Origin of the sequence: Streptomyces sp. NPDC051677, assembly GCF_044453465.1 — a bacterium.
Classification (GTDB): domain Bacteria; phylum Actinomycetota; class Actinomycetes; order Streptomycetales; family Streptomycetaceae; genus Streptomyces.
The window spans coordinates 35,362-48,373 of the sequence record NZ_JBITCT010000034.1 but is presented as its reverse complement, the minus strand read 5'-3'; the positions used below and the strand labels follow the sequence as shown (position 1 = coordinate 48,373).

Annotated in this window: 1 protein-coding gene; it reads left to right on the top strand. The window is 71.2% G+C overall.

Features of this window, described 5'->3' with window-relative positions; genetic code table 11:
* Window positions 1-259: 259 nt before the first annotated feature.
* On the top strand, window positions 260-12,850 hold the full coding sequence (locus ACIBAF_RS32610) for a glycosyltransferase (protein WP_399467790.1): 12,591 nt from the start codon (window positions 260-262) through the stop codon (window positions 12,848-12,850).
* Window positions 12,851-13,012: the final 162 nt, after the last annotated feature.

Sequence of the window (13,012 nt, the reverse complement as noted above, 5' to 3'; positions counted from 1 at the left end):
AACGGGCCGCCCGGACCAGAGCGCGGGTGCCTCCAGGACCGAACCGTTCCCCGGCAAGGGCCAGAGCCTGCCCGCGAAACCGAGCGGCGACAAACCCAATTCCCATCCGCAGTCGGGCACGGGGAGGCCGGCAGACGGCTCCGGGGGCGGCGCACGTCCGTACACCCGCAACGACAACCCGGTCACCACGTTCAAGCCGGAGCCCGGCTCAGGTGGCGGGATCGTTGGCCACGGTTCGTCCAAGGGCGCCGGGACGACGATGAACAGGGACGGTAACGGATCCGCCACCGAACTCGAGAACCCCTCGCCCAGTCCCACCACCGCCAAGCCGCAGGACCCGCGCGACGCGGGCGCAGGCTCGCGGACGTCGGCGGCACAGCGTTCGGCCGACGCCGACGCCGACGTGCCGTCGCGGTCCGGGACATCGGGCGGCCCGGCCGGGGTGGCCAGGGTGGACGAGCGGTCCGGCGGGCGCAGCGACGAGATCGGGGCCGCCCGGAACACCGATTCCTTCGGCCCCCGCCCTTCCGGTCAGGGGCCGACACCGGTGACCGTGCGTCTGGCCGACACGGATGCACCGCCGTCCGGAAGCCCGGGCCTCACACCGGAGCAACGGGGCAGCGGCCCGGCCCAGTCCGGCCGTGTCGACGGCCTGCCGGAGAGCGAGACGGTGCGCGGGGGCGACCAGCCGGCGCAGACGCAGGGGTCAACCGGACCGGACGAAGTGGCCCGGGTGAGCCAGGAGTTCGGCGGCCGTACCGAGGCGATCGGCACCGACCGGATCACGGGCTCCGACGGCCACCGCCCGGTCGGTCCGGACTCGCGGCCGACCTCGCTGACATCCGCCGGTGCGGAGCAGGTCGACACGACCGCTCAGCCGCTTCCGGACGCCGTGGGTTCCGCCACGACCGCTCAGCCGCGCCCGGGTGCGGACATTCGGTCCGGCACGCCGACACCGCCGCCGGACCGGTCGCAGGACCCCCGTTGGGACCCGGACGCTGCGCGCACCGTCCTCACCGACCCCGACCTTGCTCCCGACACCGTCGACACCGCCCTGGTGCACGCCTCGACGATACTCACCGTCCGCGCCCACGAGGTGCTGCCGGGTGTCGACCCGCGCGGTGTCGCCCCGCTCGTGCCGGAGCCGGACAGCGGCCCGGGGGCGGAGATCCACCCGGCGATGGTGCGAGCGCAGCACCTGGTCGCCGCGGAGATCATCCGGCACGGTGTCCTCTCCGGTCAGGTGCTGGCCGGGCAGATGCTGCCTGGGGCCGTGCAGCCGGGCGGCGAGGTGCCGCCGGTGCTGTATGGGGCGACGTACGACCCGGCGCACGAGGTCTTGCAACTCGGCACGCACACAGTGGCGTTGACCGACCTGCCTGACTTCCTGCAGCAGAACATGGGCTGGCGCCCGGGCGAGCCGGTGGTCCTCCCGGTCCCGCTGACTCCGGACGCGATGACAGTCCCGGGCGTCCAGGGTGTCACCCCGCTCGCCCTGCCGCAGGCGCTGGCCGACGCACTGGGCGCACCGGTCGTCGTGCCCGTGGCCGACGACCAGGGCCCGGCCACGCCGCTGTTGTGGGCTCAGGTGGACCCTAGCGGCGAAGTCAACGCAGCCGTGTACTCGCTGGGCGCACTGCTCTCCGGCGAATCGCAAAGCCCTCCGGCGGACGTGACCGCCGAGGCGGGAGCGCCGACGACAGCAGGCGCCACCGACGCCGACAAGACCGACGGCGAGGTGTCCGGTCCGCTGGAGCTGCGGCGTCTGCGGGCGTCTTTGGAAAAACTCCCGTCGGACCGGTACGACACCCTCATGGCCCGCGCCTACGGCCTGGTCAGCCAGGGTCACCAGATCCCGGTCACGGTCGACGGCTCGACCCCCGACCAGACCCGCATCCGGCAACTGCTGGACGACGTCACCGTCCGCGTCGCCCACACCCTCCACCGCGAAGGTGAAAACGCCGCGCGGGAACTCTCCCGTCGGCTCGGCCGTGAACACGGCACCACCCGTACCCACGGTGGCACCGGCTCAGGCAGGGACCAGGTCGCCTCGAACCCGGTACCGTCGGCCTCGACGTCCGCATCCGCCTCCGCATCCGCCTCCGCATCCGCCTCCGCATCGGCTCTCCCCGGTCACCAGTTGGCGAAGAAGAACGGTCCGCTGACCTCGTACGAGCAGGCGACGGTGCTGCGCGACATGGCCGACCTGGAGGAGGCCGGACAGCTCAGCGCCGCCCGGATCGTGCTGCAACGCGTCCGTGAACGCGCCGACCACGCCCAGGGCCGCCCCCATCACGACGAGGCCGTCAAGCTGCGTGACCAGGCCGAACGGTGGATGGCCGGCCTGACCGGACAGCCCGGCACCCTGAGGGAGGTCAACCGGACCATCAACTTCGTCTGGATCGGCGCCCCGATCAGCTCCCGCGCCCAGCAGAACCTGCTGGCGTGGGCCGGCCGCGCCCGACGCGCCCAATGGAGAATGCAGATCTGGACCGACACCACCACCACCCCCACCGGCAGCGCAGTCAGCACCTGGACGCCCCAGACCCGAAGCAGCATCCGGGCCGTCGGCGCCGTCTTCAAAGAGATCACCGACCTCCTCCCGCCCCGGAACGCCCACCGCGCCAACAGCGTGTTCGGAAGGTGGCTCGCCACCCCCGCGCCCACCCAGGCACTGGCCGACCCCGACCTGGCCAAACTGCGCGACCTGTACGAGAACGCACGCACCGAACGAGGAGCCCTCCCCGTCGCCTCGGACGTGGCCCGCTACGCCGTCCTGCTGACCGAGGGAGGGGTCTACGCCGACCTGGACATCGCCCCCGGCAACGTCGACCTGCACCGGCCCCTGCCCGCCATGGGCGGCAACGACATCCCCCTGTTCGCCCCCATGATCCGCGACAACGCCCAACTCCGTTTCGTTCAGGAGGACCTGGCCCGCAAGAGGGGCATCACCGCAGACCAGGTCTCCCTCGGCGACGTCGTCCGGCACCGTATGGCAGCCGCCGAGTTCAACAACAACTTCATCCTCGCGCCCGCGAACTCCCAGTTCCTTCGCCGGCTGATCGGCGCCATCCACGACGATGCCCGGACCTGGCCCGGCAGTGAACTGGCCACCAACGGCGCCTTCCTGACCGGTCCCATGGCCGTGGCCCAAGCCCTCCACCAACAGACCGTCAGTTATGGGCTCGGTGCCGTCTCACCAACCGAACAGGGCACCGCACTCGACCCCGCCGAAGTCGACCGCTGGACCCCGCTCGACTGGATCACCCCCGAAAGCGACAACCAGGAGTACGAGGCCGCCGCCTTCCCACCGCCGCCCTTCGACCCAATCCACCACACCACCGATCAGCCCGTCGGTTCTGCGGGGACCGGTGGTCGGCAGGGGGCGGCTGCCGGGGAGTCGGTGTCTGGTGATGAGGGCCGGGAGCCGGGGTACGTGGCGACCAGGCCGCCGCATGCCGAGAAGCTGGTCGGGGATCTGCCGTCGGTGACCGCGCGGGAGCGTGCGCAGACGCTTGAGTCGCTCAAGCCGGAGTACCGCCGGTGGCTGGCCAGGAACCCTGGGCTTGTCGGTGCGTTGCGTGACGGCCTGTCGTCCGAGGAGTTCGCGGAGACTGCCGCCCGATTGCTGGTGGATGTTCCGCAGGGAACGGAGCAGCCTGCGTCCGTGCGGCAGGAGGCTCAGGCTCAGGTCGCCCGGATGCTGCAGGACCCCGACACCGCCGCACGCCTGCTCATCGAAGGCGCGCAGGTGGTCGTGGTTCCCAAGGACATCAGGATGACCGATCTCCATCCCTTCCATGACCTGCGCGGCAGACACGCCGAAGGTGAGGCCGGTGGTGACCGGGGCTGGGACGACATCCGCGGGTCCGGCGGACGCCACACCGCTGTCACTGAGGAGAACCTTCTCGGCGGGGAGACCCGAATCGGCCAGGGCAGGCATTACGCCGACGGTTACTCCACCACCACGCACGAGTTCGCCCACACCATCCATCGATACGGTCTGAATGACGCGGACCAGGCTGCCATCCACGAAAGCTGGGAGGTCCGCGACAAGCAGGGCGAGAGTGCACAATGGCCCGACGGCGCCACGGTCCGTGACGCGGGCGGTGACCTGGTCAAGCCCTACGCCGCTCGTGACGAGCTGGAGTTCTTCGCCCAGCTCACCAATGCCTACCTGGGCACCAACCACGGCACCGACCCCTACACCGGCCTTGAGCGCAACAACGGCCCCGACTGGGTCCGCGGCAACGCCCCGGAACTGCTGCCGCTCCTGGAACGGCTCTACGGGCCCCATCCGACAGCCGTCCACAACCGCCCGTCCAACCCCGTTGAGGCCACCCGCGCCGAGAACGACAGGTACGAGGGCTTCCGCGACGTCATGGCGAGGGCCGACGAGCCTTCGGTGCAAAGCGCCGGGACACGGACACCCGACCGCACCGCGCCGGAGCACGGTGCGGACACCGTGGGGCACTCAGGCCTCAGCTCACACGACCTGGTGAATCCGCCGCCGCGGGTCGTGGGTTCGTCGGGAGCAGGGAAGGGGAGGCAGCGGGCTGGGCGTTCGGTTTTGGTGGATCAGAACGAGCTGCGGGAGTTCGACGGTTTCCTTCGGGACCTCAGGAAAATGGTCGTCAGGCCGGAGGTGGATGCCGACCTGCTGAAGCGGCGGATCACAGAGTTCCTGGAGAGGGTGGCCGCGGGGCGGCAGGCTGCGTGGGTGGGTGAGATCCGGCAGGCGATCGATCGGCTGCCGGGCGGCGAGTTCAGCGATGCGTCGGTCAATGCTGCGCATAGCCTTCTGAATGATTTCGATCTCGACCGGCCTGCTCTGGCTATTCCGGGTGCGGATTACCTGAGTGCGAGTGAGGTCACCAGTGGTGACGGGAAGGGGTTCATCAACCGGGATATTCCGGAGGTGGTCATCGTTGAGGGTGAACCGTTTGTTCCTGTCTACTCGGCAGTGTTCGGTGACGCGCTGGGCGGTGAACCGTTGTTCAAGGACATCGGTCAGGACGAGCGTGGTGTCGTCCAGGTCCACACGGGGTCGGTCGATCACACGGAGAAAGTGCTGTGGGTCAGCATCGGGCAGCCTCTGCGGCAGATCAAGTGGGTTGACAAGTATGAGGCCGCTCATGCGCAGGAGCCTATGATCCGTTCGTTCCTGGTGCCTTTGAACACCGTGAACGAGATCTCACGTGATGCGGTCACCGAGCATAATTCCGGCGGGAATTCGCGTGACCTCAACGTCGACAAGCACTTCGCGTCCAACCAGTTCGGCATCAGGGAGCCCGAGTCTCTCGAGCTGTTGCGTCAGACGGCGTTGCCTGGTTCGCTGCGCACGTATACCGACGGGGTTGTCGAGGGCAGGCCCGGTTCCTGGGGCGATGTCAGGCCCATGAACGAGCTGCGTGACAAACTCGGTATCCCCCGTGAGCGCATGCCCGGTTTCTCGGTGTTCACCGAGGGCACCGGGTTCATGCCTCCTGCCAAGTACGCGAGCACGGCGAAGATGCTCCGCGAGGTCATTGCGGCCCACAGAAACAACAGCAATCTGCGTGAGGAGGGCGACAAGCCCTTGTCCAGGGCGGACGTGGAGCGGTTCTTCGACGAGCACGCTCCCGGCCATCTCAAGAACAACATCAACACCCAGGCCCAGAAGCGGGCGGCCGTGGACAGGTTCGTCGAGAAGTACGTGATCCCCTGGGCGACCCAAGCCCGTATCACCGAGGCGCTCCACCACGAGTACGACGTACTGGTCGCCAGTAAGCCGTCCGACCGGCCGGTGGTCTACCGTCTCACCGATGCCCAGCCCACCCTGCGCGGACAGCGCAGGAGTGCCGAGCAGCACGTCGGCCTGATCCAGCAGCACCTCATGAGCATCCGGTTCCAGATCCGTCGCGGATACGAAACCCTCCCCATCACCGGCGCGTTCAGGGAAGGAGTGCCTCCCGAGCTGCGTCCGGTCCTCAACGAGTTGCAGACGGAACGGGAGAACATCCTCAGGGACTACCAGTTCAAGATCGGTGACAGCGAGACCCTCCCGGACAACAACGACAAGTACCGCGACTACGCCGCCGAGACACACAACCGGATCACCCAGAAGCTGGCCGGCCGCCCAGCGGGCCCCAGCCTGACGAACGTCCTCACCGCACTCGACCGGATCCGGCAGGCCACCGCGCAGCAGCCGCCCTGGACGGCCGCCCCCACCCACGCGGCAGCATCCACCTCCACAAGCGGTGTCCCCCACCCGCCGCCCCCGCCCGCGCGTACGCAAGGCCGGGGTGCGCCCGCATCGTCGACGGCCTTGGAGACGGTCACCGAAACCGCAGAGGAAGACGGGGGCGCCCTGCCGGGCGAACCCGCGGCCCTCGCCCCGGACCCATGGACGGAGTTGCGCGACCTCGCCGAGCCCGCCGCGATCGACGCCGAGCACTTCGATCCGCGGAGGCCGGGACCGTATGCGCCGGGTCGGCCGGCGGGCACGATGAGCCGGATCAGACTGGACGCGCGGCGGTTCCAGGCCGCGTCCGGGGAGTGGATCAGCGACGCGACCCTACGCATCCACCTGGCCCCCGAGCCCGGGATCACGGCCGAAGAAACCCGCCGCCTGGCGGAGCGGACGACGCTCACGGTGCAACGGGCGGTCAACGCCCCCCTCTTCGAACTGCCCGACGGCAGCGTGTTCCACCTCAACGTGGAGTTCCTCGCGGACCCCGCCGGCGCGCACCACGTACTGCGAGTGCACGGGCAGCCGGGCGGGACGAGAACGACCGAGGTGCGTCCGGTCGACGAGACCGGCAGCCCGCTGACGGAGCACCGCCTGCTCCACGAGTTGCTGCGCTTCGTCGGGCTGCCGGACGGCAGCCCCGCGCCCGGCTCGGGCGAGGACGGCCCGGCGCTGGGCGCCGACGATCTGGCCGCCATCGGGGACGTCTTCCGCTCAGGGCCGGTGATCCGCGACCTCCCGAACCCGCTCGCGGGAGGGGACCCGAGCACGCCGCCGCCGGACGACGAACCAGGCGAGCGACCTGCGGCCGTGCCGCCTCCCGCCGACCGGACGGAGGATCGCACCCCGTCCTTACTGCCCGCGCCGCGCAGCCATCCCTGGTACGTGGACCACGGCGCGCTCGGCAACGCCGAGGTCGGGCGCGTGCCGCGGTGGTCGCGGGAGCGCGCCCAGCTGTGGGCAGCCGTCGTCGCCTCGCACATCCCCGACCGGGTCGTGCGGCGGGCCACGATGCCCGTACTGGAGGAGATCCTCGCCATCTCGGACCGGGCGGAGTGGAACGAGGTGCTCGCCAAGGGCCGCGCGGTGGTCGTCAACAACCGACTGGTCTGGCTGCGGCCGGTACTGACGGGCATCCGACCGCACAACCCGGCCACAACCCTCGCAGACGGCTCCGCCACCGCCGACGCGAGCACCGGGGAGGCGTCGGCTACGGGCGCCGTCCCGGCCGATGTCTTCGAACCCTCCGGTTGGGTGCCCGAAGGTGACCGTGAGTTGCGGGTCGGTACCCAGTCCACGACGCGTACCGGGGCGCGCATCGTCACCTCAAGTGTGTCCGCCGCCGTGCAGACCGCTGTCCAGCTGGGTCTGGCACACGCGTCCGGCGCGCCCGTCCTGGCACAGGTCGGCATGACCGCCTCGACCACCGGGAGCTGGGGCGCGGAGCGAACCGTCAAGACCGCGCACCGCACGCACCCGGAATGGAAGGAGTTCTCGGCGGCCGACGCCGACGTCCGGTTCCGTGTGTTCGTGGACGGCGGGGAACTGCAGAACGAGGCCGTCATCCCGCGTGACCTCGGTGTCGCCTTCCCGCCCGCTTTCCGGGCCGACGCGGCCCACGTGGGCGCGGTGCGAGACGGCGCGTCCGAGGGGCCGGAGCCGGGGATGCAGCGGCCCGTTCGGAACCCCCGATACCTCAATGCCCTCGACACCGTCCCGCTGATCACCGGACTCCACCGGACGCTGCTCACGGCCGGGGTGCCCGCCACAGCGGTCCGGGACGTGATGGTCCAGCTGGAGCCGTGGCTGGCCGAGCGGAACCTGCGCCAGTACGCCCGTTGGGTGCTCACCTCCGGCCTGCCGACCGGGCCGATCGAGGTGCCCCTGCAGGGCGGACTCCGGCGTTTCCGGGCCTCCTTCACCATCCGGGCCGATATCGACAGCCTGCAGTTCCTCGGACTCTCCGAGCCGGGTCTCAGCCGCGGCCTGGAGGCGATCACCACCGGCAACTCGACTGTGAGAGACGGAAGTTCCGGCGCTGCCGTCACCGGCGGGCTGCTCATGAGCGGTCTGTCGCATTTCGGCGAGGGAGCCGTGGTCGCCGGCCGCGTGCCCGACGTCAGCGTCACCTCGAACTCCACACGCAGCGCCGGATACACGCTGTCCGCGAGCGCCGTCCGACACACCGAGTTCAAGTCCAAGAAGCCGCAGGTGACCTACGCGGCCGGCCTCCGGATGACGGTCTCCGTCACCTCGCCCACCCACCCGGACATCGGCGAGGTGACCCGCACCGTCCAATCGGAGCTCGGCACGATGTGGCGCGGCCGCCCGCAGGCCGCGGACTTCGAGCGGCGGGTACTGGGCGCCGTGCACACCCCGGCGTTCCGCCCGCCGGCCACTCCCGCCGAGGAGGCCGCTCGTCCGCCGCTGCGCCCTGGCCCGGTCGAGACCCAGCCCCATGTCAGGGCGCTGCTGAGGGAGTCGGGCACTTCGCTGGTACGCCCGACCCGGCGCCCCGCCCGGCTGGACGGGAAGCCCCCGGCGCCCCACCCGCGCGAGCCCCTCGCGACGGCGTCCCGCAAGGGCGGCGGCTACGCGACCACGCTCGCCCTGCCGGGAGCCGAACTGGTCCAGGACCACTTCCTCGCCGCCCTCAAGGACGAGGTCGAGGAGCGCCGCGACAAGGTCGGCGACTGGACCACCGTGGAGCGGGAGCTGTCGTCCGTCTTCGGCCGGCCCGCCATGGAGCAGGACCTCGGCCGGGTGATCGCCGGCTACCGGCGCACCGTCTGGGTCGGGAACCGGCCCTACCGGCTGTCCGTCCGCGGCCACCTGCTGGAACGGCTGCCCGGCGACATGCAGACCGGACTGGAGGTCGAGTCGGTCGTCGGCGCCGGCGGCGGTGTCTCCGGCCACCGGGGCACCCGGTGGGGCGTACGGGGCAGCATCGGCGGCGGCCTGGGGGTCAGGATCCTCGACGTGCTCTCGATGCAGATCGGCGGCTTCGGCGTGTTCGCCGAGCACAGCCGGGGCAGGGACACCTCGTTCACGGGCGGCAACAAGTCGAGCCGCCGGTCCAAGCCGAAGGCGGGCACCGACGAGTACGTCTACAACATCGTCTACGAGCAGCAGCTCACCCCGCTGAAGCCACACGGTGACAGGAAGGAGGTGCTGCGCAAGCCCCGGCCGGACGGGACGCCCACAACCTGGTGGGTGGACCGGCCGGGGGACGTGGTGGCGCAGGTCGTCGTGCCGCACGCGTTCGTCCCCGGAACACCGGTCGCCGCCGAGCAGCTGGCCCGGGTGGGCACGGCGACGCAGGACAAGGCCTGGCCGGCCGGGGACCAGTACCTCGACTTCGCGCACGGCGGCACCGCGGGCGTCATCCCCGCCTTCCTCACTGCACCCGAACTCACCCGGCTCGCAGCCGAGTTGTATGCGCGGCTCAACGGCCTGGGCGACGAGTGGGCGGCCAACCCCGAGTTCTGGCCGGACGAGATCCACGCCCTGGCCGACCCCGCCGTCCTGGCATCGGCCTTCAACGACATGGTCGGCCGGTTCGGTCACGAGGGCGACCTGAAGCACCGCAAGGGCTTCCAGCAGGGGTTCCGGCTGCGGCTGCGGGCGTATGCGCCGAAGGACCTGGGCGCGACCCAGCTCGATGTGGACGTCGTCGACACCAAGGAGACGAACACCGCTCAGGGGTCGGCCTCGGGGACCACACGTGAGGTCGGCGTCAGCGGCACGGTGGGCGGCTATGTCACGGCGGCGGGCGCGAAACCCGTACCGGACCCGGCCGAGGGCCCGGTACGGGACCAGAAGTCCTCGGTGGGCGAGAGCGGCGGCCATCTGTACCTGCAGGCCCGTGGGTGGGCCTCCAAGGGGTGGAGCGACAGCTTCCGCGAGGAGACCGGGCAGGTCGCCAGAAACAAGGCCACCTACAAGGCGCGGCCGCACGAGGTGCTGGCGCGGCCGGTCTTCGAGCTCACCGCGATCCGCTGGAAGGGCCGCAGGACTCAGCAGCTGACCGGCTACCTCAGCGTGGACGACGGCCTCCAACTGCTCGTCCCGGAGCGGGTGCTGCCGGATGTGCTGCCGCAGCCGCAGGCCGAGGCCGACGTCAAGGGCAAGGGCAAGAGCAAGGGCAGGGAACAGGCAGGCGCGCAGGCTCCGGCCGTCGAGAAGCCCGCAGCAGGCGACCCGGCGCCCGCGACGGTCCCCGCAGCGGAGCAACAGGCCCCGCCGGTCCGGCTCGACCGCGACTACCTCACCTCCGACGTCGCAGGGGGCGTCGGCCGGGTCGAGCGGCTGCGCGCGGACCAGGTCATGGACGTGATCACCACGCGTCTCCAGGCGCATGGCGTCCTCCCGGCGGGGCCGTCGACGGACTCGCCGCGCCCCGACCTGCTTCACCGCACCCTGCACCAGCTCTTCTCCTCGGACGCGTTGGAGAACCAGATGCCGGTGCTGATGGGCACCGGCGTCTGGGCCTGGCTGCCGGTGCCCGGCTTCCTGGGGGCCACCTCCTACGTCTGGGTACGGGTTGTCGCGAAGGAGCTGCGGGCCGCGCACGAACACCGGACGCGCCCCGACGCCAAGGTCAACGTGGCGACGTCGGCCACCCTGAACACCAAGGACGACGAGGGCGCTTTCACCTCATGGGGAGGGGAGTTCCACGCCCGGGCGGGGGCGTTCCACGCCAGCGGCCGGGACGGGTTCGAGGTCAACGCCGGCTACCGGCACACCAGCAGCCGTACGGTGTCCCAGGCGAACGCCCGGGCCGAGATCTACGACGCGGACCCGCAGGAGCCGAAGGACCCGCTGGAGGAGTTCAACCACCGGGTGGTCTTCCGGGTCGAGGTGGGCGGTACGACCGAGCTGCCCCGGGTCCTGGATCTGCCGGTGACCGTGGTGCACCACGCACTGCTGAGCGTGGCGCACCACGGCTTCGACTCGCGCGAGCGCATCGCCAGGGTGCTCAACGAGCACCGCGGGTGGACCTGGTTCGACGGTGCGGGACAGGCCGAGGGCGAGGTACGCGTTCTCGTGCCCTCGCATCTGACCGGGCCCGCCGCTGACCGACCCGTACCACCCGTCAGCCGGGTGTACGGCGTGCAGCCGAGATGGGTCGAGCGCCGGCCCGTGCCCGAACTCCCGGCCGAACTGCTGTACCGCCTGCACCCGTTGGCGGTCCCGGCCGCCGCGGCGGTGGAGCGGTGGGCGGCCCTGGCCGCCTCGGCGGCCAGGCGGACGCCCGACCTCGATGCCGCCGAGCCCTGGAGGGTCCAGGGCGCCGACTTCACCACCACCGCCGGCCCGTCGTACGCCCACTTCACCGGTACGGGGATGGTGAAGGCCAACATCGGCCGGCTGCTGCAGCACACCTACGGCGTGCCGGTGAACGGCCGGCAGGTCTCGGTGGGCTTCCGTCTGGACAACGCCAGGACGGTGGGCCCGACGCAGGTGGAGTACGAGGCGGCGCGGTTCTCCAAGGAGGACCCGGCCACGACGTACAGCGCAGCCGAGTCGAGCGGTTGGTCGGCGGGGGCGGGCCTGCGGACCGTGGGCGACGGCGCCGGGCCGACCACCGTCTACGGCGCCGCGCCGGTCGCCGGAGGGGTCTCCCGCAGCAACGCCGCCGGGTACCGGGACGCCTCCAACGACGAGAACTCCAGGACCGGCAAGGTCAAACGCCCCTACCGCTATTACCAGTTCGACCTGACGGTGGTCTTCCACGGGCCGCACCGCACGCTCGAAGTGAGGGCGCCGCACGGTCTGTTCGCCATGCTGCCGCTGGGCAGGGACGGCCGGCTGCTGGGCGGACTCGAGACGGCACTGCCCGAGCTGTTCGCGCCGGACCGGAGCAGAGAACCGGCCCCGCCGAAGCCCCGGCCTCAGCCGCCGGTGCCAGAGGGCACACAGGCGGCACAGACGGAACCCCAGCCGACGGTGAACGTACCCGCGAACTCCTTCGGCAGCCGCTCCGGGGCCTGGCGCGGGCTCTGGTCGCCCACGCTGCGGCCGATCCCCGAGGAGGACTTCGCGAACCTACGGGTTCCGGACCGCATCCTCGAGCAGCCGTCGGTCGGTCAGGAGCCCGCCCCCGATCCCGATCCCGTCACAGCGCCGTACGAGACTCCCGGGCCCGCGCGGCCCACGGTCCCGCAGGCTTTCCTCGACGCCCCGAGGCCCGTCGCAACCTCGTCGCAGCCGCACGACGACCCTTTCGTCGGCATGGCCAACACCGATGACGCGATGCGCGCCGGGTTGACCCGGGCCCTGGGCGCGCAGGAGGACGTCCGGCAGGGCCAGGCCGGCGTGCGCCTCGGCGACAACGGCGGAGGCTCCGACGGCGGCTCGGGGGCCGGCTCGGACGGGGGCGCCGCGTTCGGGGGCCGACCGGATCCGCTGGGAGAGCTCATCCTGCGGGAGTTCGAGGAGGCGAGGGCCGCGATGGCGGCGGCCGCGATGACCGTCCGGGAGGCGGAGGCGGCGGCCGCCCTCGCGGGCGGCGCGGGGACGGCCGACTGTGAGTTGTCGGTGGCCCAGGCGCACATGCGGAACACCACGGACCGTTTCAGCAGGGCGAAGCAGTTCTGGGAAAGCCGCTTCGGCTCCTGACCGGCCGTCGGGACCGGCGCCCACGGGGGCGGCCCCAGGGCAGGCACACCGTTGAGGGCGACGCCGTCCGGCGTCGCCCTCAATGCCTTCCGATCACAGGAAGCAGCGGTGCGGGGTGCTCATGAGTGCCGCGTCATGAGTCTGCGAGCGTCGGCGAAGCCC